The organism is Burkholderia sp. AU39826, assembly GCF_020419965.1.
In the GTDB taxonomy this organism is placed as follows: domain Bacteria; phylum Pseudomonadota; class Gammaproteobacteria; order Burkholderiales; family Burkholderiaceae; genus Burkholderia; species Burkholderia semiarida.
Window position 1 is genome coordinate 260,994 of the sequence record NZ_JAIZQG010000004.1, and the last position, 15,526, is coordinate 276,519.

The 15,526-nt window shown below is 69.7% G+C and carries 17 protein-coding genes; 6 read left to right on the plus strand and 11 right to left on the minus strand.

The features are described from left to right. Positions 1-40 precede the first annotated feature (40 nt). The 6 genes from sugE to LGM42_RS12355 all read left to right on the plus strand — a co-directional run bounded on the left by sugE (position 41) and on the right by LGM42_RS12355 (position 5,712). On the plus strand, positions 41-361 hold the full coding sequence (sugE, locus tag LGM42_RS12330) for a quaternary ammonium compound efflux SMR transporter SugE (RefSeq protein WP_034190777.1): 321 nt from the start codon (positions 41-43) through the stop codon (positions 359-361). A gap of 217 nt (positions 362-578) precedes the next feature. Continuing rightward, the gene (locus tag LGM42_RS12335) at positions 579-1,196 is read left to right on the plus strand and encodes a DUF4126 domain-containing protein (protein ID WP_059583651.1); all 618 of its coding nucleotides are present in this window, start codon (positions 579-581) and stop codon (positions 1,194-1,196) included. Then, a complete protein-coding gene (locus LGM42_RS12340; RefSeq protein WP_226232314.1) occupies positions 1,193-3,808 on the plus strand; it encodes an ABC transporter permease in 2,616 nt (871 codons plus the stop codon). The genes LGM42_RS12335 and LGM42_RS12340 overlap by 4 nt, the downstream gene beginning before the upstream one ends. 43 nt (positions 3,809-3,851) lie before the next feature. Continuing rightward, complete coding sequence (locus LGM42_RS12345; protein WP_059583648.1) at positions 3,852-4,262, plus strand: group II truncated hemoglobin; 411 nt, start codon at positions 3,852-3,854, stop codon at positions 4,260-4,262. A 104-nt stretch (positions 4,263-4,366) separates the two neighbouring features. Further along, positions 4,367-5,098, plus strand: a complete 732-nt coding sequence (locus LGM42_RS12350; protein ID WP_226232315.1) for an alanyl-tRNA editing protein — start codon at positions 4,367-4,369, stop codon at positions 5,096-5,098. Beyond that, a complete protein-coding gene (locus tag LGM42_RS12355; RefSeq protein WP_226232316.1) occupies positions 5,095-5,712 on the plus strand; it encodes a DUF924 family protein in 618 nt (205 codons plus the stop codon). The genes LGM42_RS12350 and LGM42_RS12355 overlap by 4 nt, the downstream gene beginning before the upstream one ends. A 171-nt stretch (positions 5,713-5,883) precedes the next feature. Here LGM42_RS12355 and LGM42_RS12360 read toward each other — a convergent pair whose 3' ends face one another. From LGM42_RS12360 to LGM42_RS12410, 11 genes are all read right to left on the minus strand, one after another. Next, entirely contained in the window at positions 5,884-7,776 is a 1,893-nt protein-coding gene (locus LGM42_RS12360) for an ArnT family glycosyltransferase (protein WP_226232317.1), read from the minus strand. 226 nt (positions 7,777-8,002) lie between these two features. Next, complete coding sequence (locus LGM42_RS12365; protein WP_226232318.1) at positions 8,003-8,764, minus strand: SDR family oxidoreductase; 762 nt, start codon at positions 8,762-8,764, stop codon at positions 8,003-8,005. A 22-nt stretch (positions 8,765-8,786) separates the two neighbouring features. Continuing rightward, entirely contained in the window at positions 8,787-9,368 is a 582-nt protein-coding gene (locus LGM42_RS12370; protein ID WP_006497020.1) for a TIGR00730 family Rossman fold protein, read from the minus strand. After that, on the minus strand, positions 9,365-10,123 hold the full coding sequence (locus LGM42_RS12375; protein ID WP_060312084.1) for a TetR/AcrR family transcriptional regulator: 759 nt from the start codon (positions 10,121-10,123) through the stop codon (positions 9,365-9,367). Before LGM42_RS12375 ends, LGM42_RS12370 begins: the two co-directional genes overlap by 4 nt. A gap of 201 nt (positions 10,124-10,324) precedes the next feature. After that, complete coding sequence (locus LGM42_RS12380; protein ID WP_059583636.1) at positions 10,325-10,861, minus strand: diacylglycerol kinase; 537 nt, start codon at positions 10,859-10,861, stop codon at positions 10,325-10,327. Further along, positions 10,858-11,892 (minus strand): glycosyltransferase family 4 protein, encoded by a 1,035-nt coding sequence (locus LGM42_RS12385; protein ID WP_059583634.1) that lies wholly within the window; start codon positions 11,890-11,892, stop codon positions 10,858-10,860. Before LGM42_RS12385 ends, LGM42_RS12380 begins: the two co-directional genes overlap by 4 nt. Before the next feature lie 28 nt (positions 11,893-11,920). Then, a complete protein-coding gene (locus LGM42_RS12390) occupies positions 11,921-12,859 on the minus strand; it encodes a UDP-2,3-diacylglucosamine diphosphatase (protein WP_060312086.1) in 939 nt (312 codons plus the stop codon). Positions 12,860-13,073: 214 nt separating this feature from the next. Continuing rightward, a complete protein-coding gene (locus tag LGM42_RS12395; protein WP_226232319.1) occupies positions 13,074-13,580 on the minus strand; it encodes an RDD family protein in 507 nt (168 codons plus the stop codon). A 6-nt stretch (positions 13,581-13,586) separates the two neighbouring features. Then, complete coding sequence (locus tag LGM42_RS12400) at positions 13,587-14,348, minus strand: DUF3106 domain-containing protein (protein ID WP_060312088.1); 762 nt, start codon at positions 14,346-14,348, stop codon at positions 13,587-13,589. Between the two features lie 26 nt (positions 14,349-14,374). After that, positions 14,375-14,809: a DUF3619 family protein gene (locus LGM42_RS12405; protein WP_226232320.1), complete on the minus strand. Its 435-nt coding sequence runs from the start codon at positions 14,807-14,809 to the stop codon at positions 14,375-14,377. Beyond that, the gene (locus tag LGM42_RS12410; RefSeq protein WP_059583625.1) at positions 14,806-15,369 is read right to left on the minus strand and encodes an RNA polymerase sigma factor; all 564 of its coding nucleotides are present in this window, start codon (positions 15,367-15,369) and stop codon (positions 14,806-14,808) included. The genes LGM42_RS12405 and LGM42_RS12410 overlap by 4 nt, the downstream gene beginning before the upstream one ends. Positions 15,370-15,526: the final 157 nt, after the last annotated feature.

The following is a 15,526-nucleotide window of genomic DNA, read 5'->3' on the forward strand; positions in this document are numbered from 1 at the left end:
TTCAACGGGGACGGCCCCATCCGGTACGGAGTACGTCGAGATGGCGTGGGTATGGTTGTTGATCGCCGGTTTGCTGGAAGTGGCCTGGGCGGCCGGCTTGAAATCGTCGGACGGCTTCACGAAGCTCGGTCCGTCGGTGTTCACGATCGTGACGGCGCTGGCCAGCTTCGGGCTGCTCGCGGTCGCGATGCGCCAGTTGCCGCTCGGCACCGCGTACGCGGTGTGGACGGGCATCGGCGCGGTCGGCGCGTTCGTGTTCGGCATCGTGATGATGGGCGAGGCGCTGACCGCCGCGCGCGTCGCGAGCGCGGCGCTGATCGTCGCGGGGCTGGTCGGCCTGAAGTTGTCGTCGGCCGCCTGACGACGGTATCCCCGGCGCGCCTGTGTCCGGGCGCCGCGCCGCCTCGCGCAATTGCGCCGGTTGCCCGTCCAGCCTGTCTATAATGGAACGTATTCGGGCCTGAATACCGTCGTGCCTGTCGCGGCACGCGGTGCCGGTCGCCACGCGCCGCGCGGCCAGTCTGTCCGACCCGATGCGGTCAATCGGCAAAACGCACGGAAAGTGCAAGGAGAGGGCCATGATCGAAGCCATTTCCCTCGGCGCGGGGCTCGCGTGGGCGAGCGGCCTGCGCCTGTACCTGACGGTGCTGATCGCCGGCGTGCTGGCGCGGTTCGGCTGGCTCCATCTGCCCGACACGCTGGCCGTGCTGATGTCGCCGTGGGTCATCGGCGCCGCTGCCGTGCTCGCCGTGACCGAATTCCTTGCCGACAAGATCCCCGCGTTCGACTCGCTGTGGGATGCCGTGCATACCTTCATTCGCATTCCGGCCGGCGCCGTGCTCGCGGCCGGCGCGCTCGGCCATGCCGATCCGACCATGCTGGCGGTCGCGGGGCTGGCCGGCGGCTCGCTCGCCGGCGCCGCGCACGTGGCGAAGGCCGGCACGCGCGCGCTGATCAACCTGTCTCCCGAACCGATTTCGAACTGGTTCGCGTCGTCGACCGAGGACGGTCTCGTGGTCGGCGGGCTCGCGCTCGCCTTCTTCGTTCCACTCGCGTTCCTCGTGCTGCTTGCCGCGTTCATCGCGGCGTCGGCGTGGGCGCTGCCACGCCTGTGGCGCGGCGTGTCCGGCGGCTTCCGCGGAATGGCGAACCACATGGTGTCGCGGCTCAATTCGATCGGAGGGAAACGCGATTGAAGGGGCCGCAACACGCGGCACAGCCGCCGGCCGGGCCCTCCGGCCATGACGGGCGCGTGCATGGCGGCCGTTTCGGCCTGCGCGACCTGATCCACCAGGCTGCCCGGATGACCGCGCGCGACTGGCGCGCGGGCGAACTGACGCTGCTGGTCCTCGCACTGGTGCTCGCGGTCGCGGCGCTGACGAGCGTCGGCTTTCTCGCCGACCGCCTGCGCCAGGGGCTCGAGCGCGACGCGCGCCAGATGCTCGGCGCCGATTTCGTCGTGCGCGCCGATCGTCCCGTCGATCCGTCGTTCGACCGGCAGGCCCGCGCGCTCGGTCTGCGTACCGCGACGACCGCCATCTTCCCGAGCATGATCGCGTCCGCCGCGGGCGGGCAGGCCGCCGATGCCGCGCCGTCGCGCCTTGCGGCCGTGAAGGCCGTGTCGCCCGGCTATCCGCTGCGCGGCGCGGTCGAGATCCTGCCGGCCGGCGCGGCCGTCGCGCACAAGGCGGCCGCGATTCCCGCGCCCGGCACCGTCTGGGCCGATCCGGCGCTGCTCGACGCGCTGCACCTGAAGGCGGGCGATACGGTGCGCGTCGGGCTGCGCACGTTCACGGTCGCCGCGGCGATCACCCGCGAACTCGATCGCGGCTTTTCGTTCGTCAATTTTTCGCCGCGGCTGATGATGCGTGCGGACGAGCTCGCCGCGACGGGGCTCACGGGCTACGGCAGCCGCGTCACGTACCGGCTGCTGGTCGCCGGCGACGCACCGGCCGTCGCGCGCTTCGAAACCTATGCGCATGCGCGCGTCGACGGCGGGAAGCTGCGCGGCGTCGGGCTCGAATCGTTGCAGGAAGGGCAGCCGCAGGTGCGGCAGACGCTGGATCGCGCACGTCATTTCCTGACGCTCGTCGCGTTGCTGACCGCGCTGCTCGCGGCGGTCGCGATCGCGATGGCCGCGCAGCGCTACATGCGGCGCCATCTCGACGGATGCGCGACGATGCGCTGCCTCGGCGTGAGCCGCCGCACGCTCGGCGCGCTGTTCGCGCTCGAATTCGCGGGCGTCGGCATCGTGTCGGGCGCCGCGGGCGCGGTGCTCGGCTATGGCGGGCACTGGGCGTTGCTGGCCGCGCTCGGCAGCCTGATCGACGTCGTGCTGCCGCCGCCGACCTTGTGGCCGGCGCTGATCGGCATGGGCGCGGCGCTCGTGCTGTTGCTCGGTTTCGCGCTGCCGCCGCTCGTGCCGCTCACGCGCGTGCCGCCGGTGCGCGTGCTGCGGCGCGAGTGGGGCGACGCGTCGCGCACCGCATGGGCTGCGTATGCGGTCGGCGTCGTGCTGTTCGCGGCGCTGCTGATCGTGGCCGCCGGCAACCTGAAGCTCGGCCTGATCGTCGCGGGCGGCTTTGCCGGCGCGCTGGTCGGGTTCGCGCTGATCACCCGGCTCGTGCTGTTCGCCGCCGCGCGCGCGGTGCGTAACGCACGCGTGGCCGCGGGCGTCGGCTGGCGTTACGCGCTGGCGTCGCTGCACCGGCGCGGCACGGCCAGCGCGCTGCAGATCACCGCGCTCGCGCTCGGCCTGATGTGCCTGCTGCTGATCGCGATCACGCGCAACGACCTCGTGGCGGGCTGGCGGCAGTCGACGCCGCCCGATGCGCCGAACCAGTTCCTGATCGACATCCAGCCCGACCAGCGCGCCGATGTCGCCGCCTATCTGGCCGCGCACGGCGTGCGCGACGCGGTGCCCGCGCCGATGGTGCGCGGCCGCCTCGTCGCGATCAACGGCAAGCCGGTGAATCCGGACGCGTACCCGTCCGAAGAGGCGCGCCGGCTCGTCGATCGCGAATTCAACCTGTCGTACACGACCGAGTTGCCGTCCGACAACCGGATCGTCGAAGGCGACTGGTTCGGCACCGCGGCCACGCCGCAGATCTCGATCGAAGCCGGCCTCGCGAAGACGCTGCACGTGAAACCGGGCGACACGCTGCGCTTCGACGTGACGGGGCTGACGGTCGACGCGCCGATCACCAGCGTGCGCAAGCTCGACTGGGGCTCGTTCCGCGTCAACTTCTTCGTGCTGATGCCGCCGCCGGTGCTGAAGGATTTCCCGGCCGTCTACCTGACGAGCTTCCATCTGCCCGCATCGAATGCCGCGCTGCTCGATCCGTTGATCGCGCGCTACCCGAACCTGACCGCGATCGACGTCGCGCCGATCCTCGCGCAGTTGCAGCGCATGATGCTGCAGGTGGTCGGCGCGGTGCAGTTCCTGTTCGCGTTCACGCTCGCGGCCGGCGTACTGGTGCTGTACACGGCGCTTGCCGGCTCGCGCGACGAGCGCGTGCGCGAGGCCGCGCTGCTGCGCGCGCTCGGCGCGTCGCGCGCGCAGGTCAATGCGGTGCAGCGCGCCGAATTCGTCGTGGTCGGCACGCTGGCCGGCGCACTCGCGTCGGCGGGCGCGATCGCGGTCGGCTGGGTGCTCGCGTCGCGCGTGTTCGACTTCCAGCTCGCCGTCGATCCATGGCTCGTGCCGGCCGGCGTCGCGGCCGGTGTCGTCTGCGCGGCTGCGGCCGGCTGGCTGAGCCTGCATAATGTGTTGCGGCGCCCCGCGCTGCAGTCGCTGCGCGACGCCTGAGCGTCGTCCGCGGCCCCGAAGATTCCGTTTCCCGACTATCCGTATGACCGATGTGAATGACGACGCGCCGTCGCAGCCGACGGCGTTCGAGCTCGTGGGCGGCGAAGCCCGCGTGCGCGAAATGGTGGACCGCTTCTACGACCTGATGGACCTCGAGCCCGAGTTCGCGCAGATTCGCGCGCTGCACCCGCCGTCGCTCGATGGGTCGCGCGACAAGCTGTTCTGGTTCCTGTGCGGCTGGCTCGGCGGCCCCGACCACTACATCGGCCGGTTCGGCCATCCGCGGCTGCGCGCGCGGCACCTGCCGTTCCCGATCGCATCGGTCGAGCGCGACCAGTGGCTGCGCTGCATGGCGTGGGCGATGGAGGACGTCGGGCTGGCGGAGCCGCTGCGCGAGCGGCTCATGCACTCGTTCTACGACACGGCGGACTGGATGCGCAACCGGCCCGGTTGATCGACCGGTACGCCGCTGCCCGCGCGCGGGACGATCTGCGTCTGGGCGCCCGTGCGGCCCGGCGCGACACTGGCCGTTTCCCCCATCGATTCGAGGCTCGCCCGATGACGACACAAGCGCTGTTTCGCGAAGACGCGTACCTCACACAATGCGAGGCGATCGTCCAGGCCGTCGGCGACGACGGCATCCGGCTCGACCGCACGGTGTTCTATCCGCTCGGCGGCGGCCAGGCCGGCGACGCCGGTACGCTCACGCTGCCCGACGGCAGCACGCTCGCGATCGCCGATACGCGCAAGGCGAAGTTCGACGGCGCGACGCCCGACGACGCCGTCCATGTGCCGGCACCGGGCCAGGCGGCGAGCGTCGCGACGCTCGCTCCCGGCACGCGCGTGGTCGCGCAGATCGACTGGCTGCGCCGCTACCGGCACATGCGCCTGCATACGGCCGCGCATCTGATGTGCGCGGTGCTGCCGTACGCGGTCGACGGCTGCAGCGTGACGGCCGACTACGTGCGGCTCGATTTCGCGACGTCCGAGTCGATCGACCGCGACGACGTCGAGCGGCGCCTCGCGGGCTTCGTCGCCGGTGCGCATCCGGTCACGACCGAATGGATCACCGACGACGAGATGGCCCAACGGCCCGAACTCGTGCGCACGATGAGCGTGAAGCCGCCGATGGGCCTCGGCCGCGTGCGGCTGCTGCGCATCGAAAACGTCGACCTGCAGCCGTGCGGCGGCACGCATGTGCGCAACACGTCCGAAATCGGCGGGCTGCGGGTCGCGAAACTGGAAAAGAAGAGCGCGCGCACACGGCGCCTCGTACTGGAGTTTGCATGACGATCGATACCGGGAAGGCGGGCGCGGCGGCGCTCGATCCGCAGGCACGGGAGATTCTCGATTTCTGGTTCGGCGAGCCGGGCTCGGCCGAATTCGGGCAGAACCGCAAGATCTGGTTCAACGGCGGCGCGGCGTTCGACGAGGTGCTGCGCACGCGTTACGGCGCGCTGCTCGACGCCGCGTGCGACGGCGCCTGCGATCACTGGGCCGATTCGCCGTCGGGCGCGCTGGCGTTGATCGTCGTGCTCGACCAGTTCTCGCGCAACATCCATCGCGGCACGCCGCGCGCGTTTGCCGCCGATCCGAAGGCGCTCGCGCTCGCCCGCCGCGTCGTCGCGGCCGGCTGGGACGTGCGGTTGCCCAGCGGGCATCACCGTGCGTTCGCGTATCTGCCGTTCGAGCACGACGAGTCGCTCGAGAGCCAGCGCGAGGCCGTGCGCCTGTGCGCGGGCATCCGCGACGAGGCCGGGTGCGAGAGTTATCACCGCTTCGCGTTGCTGCATGCGGCCGTCGTCGAGCGCTTCGGCCGCTTTCCGCACCGGAACGCGATTCTCGGTCGCGCGTCGACCGACGAGGAAACGGCGTTTCTGCGGGAGCCCGGCTCGTCGTTCTGACGATCCGGAGGTTGGCGGGATGAGGAGAGGGCGCGGCGAACCCTGGGACGCATGCGGGTTCGTGCCGGCGCCGGTGTCGCAAAAGGCTGCGCACCGGCCGGACGGCTGAGCGCGGCGCGCGCCGAAGAGGAAAGTGAAGGCGGGCAGGACGGCGCATCGCGCCGCCCTGTGTCACTGCGGATGCTGTTCGGGCGTGCGCACGTAGACGCGCAGCAGCTCCTCGTTGTCGCCCGGGCGGGCGCCGGCCCAGAACAGCTTCCATTCGCTGCCGGGCGCCGGATCGACGGCCCGCACGCCCTGCACGATCATCCACGTGCAGCGCGTCGTCTTCGCGTCGTCGATCGGCGTGTGCTGGATGCCGGAGAAGTAGTACAGCATCGGCGCTTCCGATTCGCCGAGCCCATGCAGGCTCGCCATGCAGTCGCCGTCGTTCCATTCGAGCGCGAGATGCGCGTTCAGGTCGTCGAACACCGAGCGGTAGCTCTTCGCGACATCGAGCCACGGCAGCAGCAGCGTATAGATGAGCCCCCACGCGACGAGCGCGCCGGCGCCCCACGACAGCGCGCCGCGCCACAGGCCGGTCGTGCGCAGCTTCGGCAACAGCGTCAGCCAGCCGACCGTCAGCGCGAGCGCGCCGGTCACGAGCGCGGGCTGGATCGGCATCGTCCAGTCGAGCGGCAGCCAGCGGCCGAGCAGCGCGAGATCGGCGCGCGACGCGGCCGGATCGGCCATCACCGCCCAGATCGCCCATGCCAGCGCGACGATCGTGCCGAACAGGATGCGGCTCAGGTAGTCCCACGCGAAATGCACGCGGCGCGGCAGGCGGTCGATCGCCTGCGCGGCGACCAGCGCGAGCGGCGCGAAGAACGGCAGGATGTAAAGCTGGCGCGACGTCGCGGACACCTGCAGCACGACGAGCCCGATGCCGGCGAACAGCACGGGCAGCGCGATGCGCGGCGCACGCCAGTCGCGCCATGCGCCGCGCGCGAGCGCGACGATCGCGAGCGGTGCGACCGGGAAGCCGACCAGCAGGAACGCGCGCAGGATAAAGAACGGCTTGTCGTTTTCCGCGCCGAGTTCGGGGACGGAGAAACCGAAGAAGCGCCCGACGTTGTTGTCCCAGAACCACGTCATGAACAGCGTTTCCGAGCGCAGGAACAGCGCGGTCGGCCAGATCAGCGCGAACGGCGCGAACACGAGCGCGGCGACGCCGAGCGCGCGTGCGAACGCGCGGGTGCGACAGGCCGGGTAGAGCGCCAGCGTGCAGACGAGCGTGGCCGCGAACACGAGCGGCACGAACAGCCCCTTCGCCATCAGCGCGATGCCGACGCCCGCGCCGAAGATCGGCGCGGCCCAGCGGCCGGCCGGATGCGGCGGCAGCCCGTGCCGCATCTGCTGCGCGCGCGCGACGTGCTGCATCACGAGTTCGAGCAGCCCGCAGAATCCCATCGCCGTGCCGGCAAACAGCGCGACGTCCGTCATCATGTCGTGCACGTGCTTGATGACGACGAGCGTGCTCGCGCTCAGCACGACCGGGCCGAGCACGCGCAGGTCGAACCACGTGTCCGACCGGCTGGCCACGCGGGCCGCGCGCGCGATGAAACCGAACGCGAGCGCGGCGAACAGGGCGCTCGCCAGGCGTGCCGCGTCGTGCAGCGGCATCACGCGCTGCAGCAGCCACGCGAGGCTCGTCGCGACCCATGCGTAGAGCGGCGGCTTTTCCATGAACGGCAGGCCGGCATTGGTCGGCACGACGAAGTCGCCGGTCTCGAGCATGTGCTGGATGATGCCGAACGTGTAGGTTTCATCCTGTTTCCACGGATCGTGCCCGAGCACGCCGGGCAGCGTGTACGCGCACACCAGGGCGACGACGAACAGCCAGGCGCGCCAGTCGAGCAGCAGCGAGCGCTCGCGTGGCGGGCTGATCGCGGCGGTCGAGGCGGCGACGGGCGTGCCGGCGGCGTCCAGCGTCGCGATGGCGTCGGTATCGGCGGTCGAGCGGGTGTGCGCGGCCGAGGCGGGCACGGGCGTGCGTCGCCGGCCGGGCGCTGCGGTTCCAGGCATGGAAAAGATCTCGGGTCGAGTCGAGCCGGTCCGGCGACATGGGCTGGACCGATTAGCGGCTACATTCGGGTAACGGACAGCGTGTTCAGGACACCTGTCTGGATGTCCGCTAGTAGAGCACGGAATTGTTACGAATGTTTACTGAAACTGTCACGGAATTGTGGAGATTTGTGGCGCCGTGACCGAGTGCGTTATCGACGGCCGTATTGTTGCGCCGCGCGTCAGCTCAGCGGCCGCCGCCGACGTCGAGCAGCGCGCCCGTCGTGTAGGACGCCGCATCGCCGAGCAGCCAGACGATCGCCTCGGCGATCTCCTGCGCTTCGCCGGCGCGGCCGAGCGGCGTCTGCGCGCCGAGGCGGGCCGCACGGCCCGGCTGGCCGCCGCTGGCGTGAATGTCGGTCTCGATCAGGCCGGGGCGCACCGCGTTGACGCGTACGCCGTGCGGGCCCAGTTCCTTGGCCAGGCCGATCGTCAGCGAATCGACCGCGCCTTTCGAGCCCGCGTAGTCGACGTACTCGTTCGGCGACCCGAGCCGCGACGCGATCGACGACACGTTGACGATCGCGCCGCCGCGTCCGCCGCGGTTGGTGGACAGCCGGCGCGCGGCTTCGCGCGCGCACAGGTACGCGCCGAGCACGTTGGTATCGAACATCCGCCGCAGCCGGTCGACCGGCATGTCGGCGAGCGGCATCGACGGCGCGACGATGCCCGCATTGTTGACGAGCGCGTCGAGCCGCCCGAACGCCCCCGCGACGGTATCGAACATCGCGACGACGTCCGCCTCGTTCGCGACGTCGCCCGCGACGATGCACGCGCGGCCGCCCGCGTCGCGCACGGCCTGCGCGGTCAGTTCGGCCGCCGCCGCGTCGCGCGCGTAGTTGATGCCGACGTCCCAGCCGCGCTTGGCGGCGAGCACGGCGGTCGCGCGGCCGATGCCGCGGCTCGCGCCGGTGATGAGGACGGCCTTGCGGTCGGACGGTGCGGTCATCGCGTGCGGTTTCCGGTGAAGGTTACTTCGCTGCGTCGGGCGCCCACTTGTCGCGGGCGGGCGGCTGGTAGCGGCGCAGCCGCTCGATCAGCGCGACGGGCTCCGATTCGACGCACAGCGCGTCGAAATAGGCCGGCCGCATGAAGCCTTCGTCGACCGTATGGCGCAACAGCGCGATCAGCGGATCGTAGAACGAATCGATGTTGTAGAGCGCGACGGGCTTGCGGTGATAGCCGAGCTGCGCCCACGTGTAGACCTCGAAGAGCTCCTCGAGCGTGCCGGCGCCGCCGGGCATCGCGACGAACGCGTCGGAGAGGTCGGCCATCATTTTCTTGCGATGATGCATGTCGGGCACGACGTGCAGCTCCGACAGCCCCGTATGGCCGACTTCCTTGTCGACGAGCAGCTCGGGGATCACGCCGACCGCACGGCCGCCGGCCGCCATCACTTCGTCGGCGATCACACCCATCAGGCCGACGCGCCCGCCGCCGTATACGAGCGTGAGACCTGCGTCGACGAGCGCGCGGCCGAACGCGCGCGCGGCATCGGCGTAGACGGGGCGCACGCCGGACGACGAGCCGCAGTAAACGCAGACCGCCTTCATTGCTTCGCGTCCTTGGCGGGGGCCTGGCCGGTGGCGACGGGGCTGCCGGGCGGGCGCGGCGAACCGTCGCGCGGGGGCAGGTAGTCGGTGAACTGGCGCTTGGGCAGCTTGCCGGAGACGAGATCGTCGAACAGCTGGCGCGAACGGCCGCGCAGGTACGGCGCCATGATCGAGATCACGTGCATGCTCACCTGGTGCAGCTCTTCGCGGATCGCGTCCTGGTCGTTGTACTTGCGCGGATGCATCACGTACTGGTACGACAGCCAGTACGTCGAGATCACCGCCATGTTGGTGGCGATGACTTCGATCTCGGCGGGCGTCGCGACCATTTCGGCATCGGAGACGAGCAGTTCGCACATGTCGTGCGCGAAGCGCACCTTGTGGCTGATGATCTGCTTGAAGTGCGTCTCGAGCGTGCGGTTGCGGGCGAGCAGGTCGTTGAGGTCGCGATACAGGAACCGGTAGGTCCACATGAAATCGGCCATGTACTGCAGGTACGACCAGGTTTCGTCGATCGTCGGACGGTGATCTTCGGGGAAGCGCAGCCGCCGTTCGATCTGCTGCTCGAACTGCGCGAAGATGCTGTTGATGATGTCGTCCTTGTTGCGGAAATGGTAGTACAGGTTGCCTGGACTGATTTCCATTTCCTCGGCGATCGTCGTGGTGGTGACGTTCGGTTCGCCGATCTCGTTGAAGAGTTTCAACGACAACTCGAGAATCCGTTCGCGGGTGCGGCGGGGAGGTTTCGCTTCCATGTCGTCCGGCCCTGTGTGTGCCGGACTGGCGGGCGCTGCAATCGATGCTGCGTGATTCGTCCGGCGCGGGTTGCTGTTCTATGTCTGGCCGACGATTATAAACCGGGGTTTCGCCCCATCGGGGCATTTCGTGAGCGCGGCCGCCGCGCGGCGCATGGTGCAGCGCCGCACGCGGGCGGCGGGAAAGAGGCCCGCCGGTTGCTAGAAGCCGAGCCAGCGTGCGACGACCGGTCCGAGCACGAAGCCCCACGTCGTCACGCATGCGAACAGCGCGACCGTCACGGCCGCGCTGCCGAGGTCCTTCGCGCGCTTCGAGAGTTCGTGACGCTCGAGCGAGATGCGGTCGATCGCGGCTTCGACGCTCGAGTTCAGCAGCTCGACGATCAGCACCAGCAGCACCGAGCCGATCAGCAGCGCGCGCGACGCGGCCGGCACCGGCGCGAACGCGCCGATCGGCAGCATCAGCGCGGCGAGCGTGAGCTCCTGGCGAAACGCGCTCTCCTCGCGGATCGCGACGCGAAAGCCATTCAGTGAATGCTTGAGCGCGAACCACGCGCGCGTGATGCCGCGGTGGCGCTTGTACGGGTTCGGCGGCAGCGGCGCGAGTCGATCGTCGGGGCCGAGCGGCTCGTGCGTGTGCGCGTCGGCGTCGGCGTGCGGCTCTTCCTCGTCGAACGGGCGGTGCCGTGGCGGCGTCGCGGCGGGGGGCGGAATCTTGTCGTTCAGGTCTCGTTTCAAACGGCGGCACCTTCGGCTGGCGAGTACGCGGTCTTCGGCAGCGGCTTCAGATGCGACGCGAACTGCTCGGATGCCGCGCGCCACGAGAAGCGTTCGGCCCACGCGCGCGCAGTCGTGCGTTCGATCTTCAGCGCCTCGAGGCAGGCTTCCTGCAGGTCCTCGTGCATCGCGCCGGCATGGCCTTCGCCGAGCACGTCGATCGGGCCCGTGACGGGATACGCGGCCACCGGCGTGCCGCAGGCGAGGGCTTCGAGCAGCACGAGGCCGAACGTGTCGGTGCGACTCGGAAACACGAACACGTCGGCCGCAGCATACACCTTCGCGAGCTCCGTCTGTGACAGCACGCCGAGATAGTTCGCTTCCGGGTAGCGCGACTTGAGCTCCGCGAGCGCGGGGCCTTCGCCCGCGACCCATTTCGAGCCTGGCAGGTCGAGGCGCAGGAACGCCTCGACGTTCTTCTCGATCGCGACGCGGCCCACGTACAGGAAGATCGGCCGCGCGGTGTTGAGCACCTTCGACTCCATCGGCCGGAAGATGTCGAGATCGACGCCGCGGGTCCACAGCACCACGTTCGTGAAGCCGAATTTCTCGAGGTCCTGCTTGACGACCGGCGTCGGCGCCATCACCGCGAGCGACGGGCCGTGGAACCAGTGCAGGAAGCGGTAGGTCGCGGCGAGCGGAATGCCGAAGCGCGCCTGCACGTATTCCGGAAAGCGCGTGTGGTACGCGGTCGTATACGGCAGCTTGCGGGCGCGCGCATAGCGCCGTGCGGCGAGGCCGAGCGGGCCTTCGGTCGCGATGTGCAGCGCGTCGGGCGCGAACGCATCGATCCGTGCGCGCAGCTTGCGGTACGGCAGGATCGACAGGCGGATCTCGGGGTAGGTCGGGCAGGGCACCGTGCGGAATTCCAGCGGCGTGAGCAGTTCGACGCGGTGGCCGAGCGCCGTGAGTTCGCGTGACGTGCTCTTCAGCGTGCGCACGACGCCGTTGACCTGCGGTTCCCACGCGTCGGTGACGATCATGATCTTCATCGCGGCATGTCCTGTAAGTTGGGTTGTGTCAGGCAGCGGCCTTGGCCTTGCGCGACGTGGCTTCCGACGGCGCGGTGCGCATCACCGTCCAGTAGACGATCTTCAGTTCGCCTTCCATCGTTTCGACGAGCGCGGACAGGCTTTCGACCCAGTCGCCGTCGTTGCAGTACAGCACGCCGTCGATGTCGCGGATCTCCGCCTTGTGGATATGGCCGCACACGACGCCGTCGCAGCCGCGGCGGCGCGCCTCGTCGGTCATCACGGTCTCGAACTGCGAGATGAAGTTGACCGCGTTCTTGACCTGGTGCTTCAGGTACTGCGACAGCGACCAGTACTGGAAACCGAGCCGGCTGCGGATCCGGTTGAACCAGCGGTTCAGCACGAGGATCAGCGTGTAGAGCGTGTCGCCGAGGTAGGCCAGCCATTTCGCGTGCTGGATCACGCCGTCGAACAGGTCGCCGTGCACGATCCACAAACGTTTGCCCGCGAGCGTCGTGTGGAACGCCTCGCCGCGCACCTGGATGTCGCCGAACGCGAGATCGCAGAACTGCCGCGCGCCTTCGTCGTGGTTGCCGGGGATGTAGACGACCTGCGTGCCCTTGCGCGCCTTGCGCAGGATCTTCTGCACGACGTCGTTGTGCGCCTGCGGCCAGTACCAGCCTTTCTTCAACTGCCAGCCGTCGATGATGTCGCCGACGAGGTACAGGTATTCCGAGTCGTTGTGACGCAGGAAATCCAGCAGGTAGGGCGCCTGGCAGCCGCTCGAGCCGAGGTGGATGTCGGACAGCCAGATGGTGCGGTAGCGGTGGGCGGACGGCTCGGGATCCTCGTGTTGCGTGGTGTGCGCGACGGGCGGTTTTTGGGACGCCACGCCGTCGGTTGCCCCCGTGCCGGACAGGAACGCAGTGGCGGCGCGGGCGCCGATGGGGTGGCGAAACAGTGAGGTCGCGGACGTTTTCTGGCCCATGCATGACTCGCGCCGGTTGACATTACCGGCATTCCGCCATGCGGGCGTGACTGTGCCGTGACAGTCACGAGACGTTCTTATTACGACCGTCGACGGGTGTTTAGCCGTGAATGAACGGACGTTGCGTGATCTGCCGCACTGAACGGCTGAGGCTTGTCCGGTCAGGCCGGCCCGGGTGCCGGACGAACGGCTTTCGTCTGCTGAATGCGGCGCGTCAGCGCGGCAGGGCGACGACGCGCGTGCGGGCGATGCGGTCGTGCGGGAACTGGCGGCCAGCGTGCAGCCGCGCGGCGCCGGCCCACACGACGATCCACGCGGCGGTGAGCGCGAGCGTGACGGGTACCGACAGGCCGAGGAGCGGGTGCAGCGCGAGCGGCGGCAGGAACCACAGCCAGCCGAGCACGTAGCGGACGAGCGCGTGGCCGGTGCTCAGCGGCCGGCCGCTCGACGATTCGAGCCGCAGCCGCCAGGTTTTCATCGGCAGCGTCTGGCCGCCGTGCGTCCAGAACCACACGAAATACGCGCCGACGACGAGCGCGATCCAGGCGGCAAGCAGGTTGTGATGGACGAGGCCGTTGCGTTGCTGCGTCGCGAGGCTGAACGCGAGCCCGGCGAAGAATACGACGCCGAACAGCAGCACGCCTTCGTAGAGCAGCGCGGCGAGGCGCCGCCGTACGGACGGCGCGGCGGCCGGGGGCTCGGGCGCGCGGACCTTCGCCACGGCCGCTCAGGAGCCCTTGAACAGCGACGGCGCATCGGCCGGCGACACGGGCGCCACGGCAGGCGGTGCGGATGCGGCGCCGGACGTCGACGATGCAGGCGCCGGCAGCGCGACCGCGCTGGCCGAGGCGGGCGCCGGGGCGGCGGCCGCGCCGCTGGCCGGATGTTCGTGCGCATTGACGAGGCGGCGGACGTCGCGGTCGGCGACGGTCGGCGGCGCGCTGACGACACTCGGCCTGCGGCGGCGCTCGGCGGCGGCCAGCCGTTCCTTCTGCTCCTCGGGGAGCTGCTGGTAGGCCTTCCACGCGCGCTCGCGCGCCTGCGCCGACAACTCCTTCGCGCTCTGGTAGTTCTCGCGCGCGACGCGGCGTTGCTCGGGCGTCATCTTCGCCCATTCGGTCATCCGTTCCTGCAGGCGCTTCTGGTCATCCGGCGACAACTTCGCGAAACGTGATGCGATCTTCAGCCATTTTCGTTTGCGGGCGTCGCTGAAGCCGTCCCACTGGTCGGCGAACGGGGCGAGGGCCGCGTGCTGGGCCGGCGTGAGGCGCGCCCACGACAGCGGGCCGGCGGCGGCCGGCAGCGGCAGGGGCAGCGGGGGGAGGTCGGTGGTCAGCCCGGTCGCGGCCGACGCCGGCGCGGCGGGGCTGGTGGTCGCGACGGGCGCCGTCGCCGGGGCCGGGTGGAATCGGGAATACGTGGCGACGTAGGAAACGGCGATCGCGATCACGCATCCGAAAAATACGGCCAGGCCGCGCTTCTGACTCACCCGTGCGATCCCCTCGTTATTGTCTGTCAGTGAGCGCGCGACAGATACGCGTTGAATCCGTGGTCGAGATACGCGTTGAGCGGCAGGTCGTCGCTGAGCATCGCCGCGTCGATGTCGGCGAGCTCGGCGGTGCGCTGCATGTCTTCCCAGTACGCGATGCCGACGAGCCCCGCCAGCAGCAGCGCGAGCGGCCATGCGCGCAGCAGGCGACGGGCGAACGACGTGGACGGGCGGCCGGCCGGCGGGCGGTTCGCGGGCGTCGAGCCGTAGGCGCCGGCCGCGCCGGCGAAGGCCGGCACGAACACCGGCGCGCTCGCGGCTTCGGGCTTCTTGCGCGCGAGCGCCGCCCGACGGGCGACGGCCAGCCGATCGGTGGTCGCGGCAGGCAGCGCGGCCGCGCGCTCGTCCAGCGCGCGGCGCACCTTCAGCGCGAATTCGTGTTCTCGGTTTGCGGAGCTCATAGCGTGATTCCTTTGGCCTTGAGCGCTTGCGCCAGGGTGTGAGTGGCCCGCGAGCAGTGCGTCTTGACGCTGCCCTCGGAGCACCCCATTGCGGCGGCAGTCTCGGCGACATCCATATCTTCCCAATAACGCATCAGGAACGCTTCCCGTTGACGCGCCGGAAGCTTCTGGATTTCTTCGTCGATCAGGGCCAGAACCTGCTCTCGTTCGAGGCGGTGCTCGCTGCTCTCGACGCCCGCGTTGTCGTCCGCGGATTCGAGCGTTTCGAGCGGGTCGAAGTCTTCGTCGTCGGTGCTGTTCAGCGACGAGAACAGCGTGACCCACGTGTTGCGGACCTTCTGCCGCCGGAACCAGTCGTGGATCGCGTTCTGCAGGATCCGCTGAAAGAGCAGCGGCAGCTCGGCCGCCGGCCGGTCGCCGTACTTTTCCGCGAGCTTGATCATCGCGTCCTGCACGATGTCGAGCGATGCATCGTCGTCACGCACGGCGTACGCAGCCTGCTTGAACGCGCGCCTTTCGACGCCCGCCAGAAAGTCGGCGAGTTCCTTGTCTGATGCCATTCCGTGAAGGTATGCGCTGCGGCCCGCTGCGTGGTGAAAAAGGTCGAAAAATTTCGTAAAACCCGCGGATGCTATCAAATTTTCATGCGACTTGGCACCGGATCGGGCGCCGCACGTTGCGCGCCAACCGCGCCGGTCGGGCGCCGGGCGGCGCGCA

Excerpts from the sequence above, each read along its gene's own strand:
- LGM42_RS12365 (WP_226232318.1), bottom strand. The coding sequence starts at position 8,764 with ATGACCGCACCGTCCGACCGCAAGGCCGTCCTCATCACCGGCGCGAGC.
- LGM42_RS12405 (WP_226232320.1), bottom strand. The coding sequence starts at position 14,809 with ATGAGCTCCGCAAACCGAGAACACGAATTCGCGCTGAAGGTGCGCCGC.
- LGM42_RS12360 (WP_226232317.1), bottom strand. The coding sequence starts at position 7,776 with ATGCCTGGAACCGCAGCGCCCGGCCGGCGACGCACGCCCGTGCCCGCC.
- LGM42_RS12350 (WP_226232315.1), top strand. The coding sequence starts at position 4,367 with ATGACGACACAAGCGCTGTTTCGCGAAGACGCGTACCTCACACAATGC.
- LGM42_RS12390 (WP_060312086.1), bottom strand. The coding sequence starts at position 12,859 with ATGGGCCAGAAAACGTCCGCGACCTCACTGTTTCGCCACCCCATCGGC.
- sugE (WP_034190777.1), top strand. The coding sequence starts at position 41 with ATGGCGTGGGTATGGTTGTTGATCGCCGGTTTGCTGGAAGTGGCCTGG.
- LGM42_RS12335 (WP_059583651.1), top strand. The coding sequence starts at position 579 with ATGATCGAAGCCATTTCCCTCGGCGCGGGGCTCGCGTGGGCGAGCGGC.
- LGM42_RS12410 (WP_059583625.1), bottom strand. The coding sequence starts at position 15,369 with ATGGCATCAGACAAGGAACTCGCCGACTTTCTGGCGGGCGTCGAAAGG.
- LGM42_RS12355 (WP_226232316.1), top strand. The coding sequence starts at position 5,095 with ATGACGATCGATACCGGGAAGGCGGGCGCGGCGGCGCTCGATCCGCAG.
- LGM42_RS12345 (WP_059583648.1), top strand. The coding sequence starts at position 3,852 with ATGACCGATGTGAATGACGACGCGCCGTCGCAGCCGACGGCGTTCGAG.
- LGM42_RS12385 (WP_059583634.1), bottom strand. The coding sequence starts at position 11,892 with ATGAAGATCATGATCGTCACCGACGCGTGGGAACCGCAGGTCAACGGC.
- LGM42_RS12375 (WP_060312084.1), bottom strand. The coding sequence starts at position 10,123 with ATGGAAGCGAAACCTCCCCGCCGCACCCGCGAACGGATTCTCGAGTTG.
- LGM42_RS12370 (WP_006497020.1), bottom strand. The coding sequence starts at position 9,368 with ATGAAGGCGGTCTGCGTTTACTGCGGCTCGTCGTCCGGCGTGCGCCCC.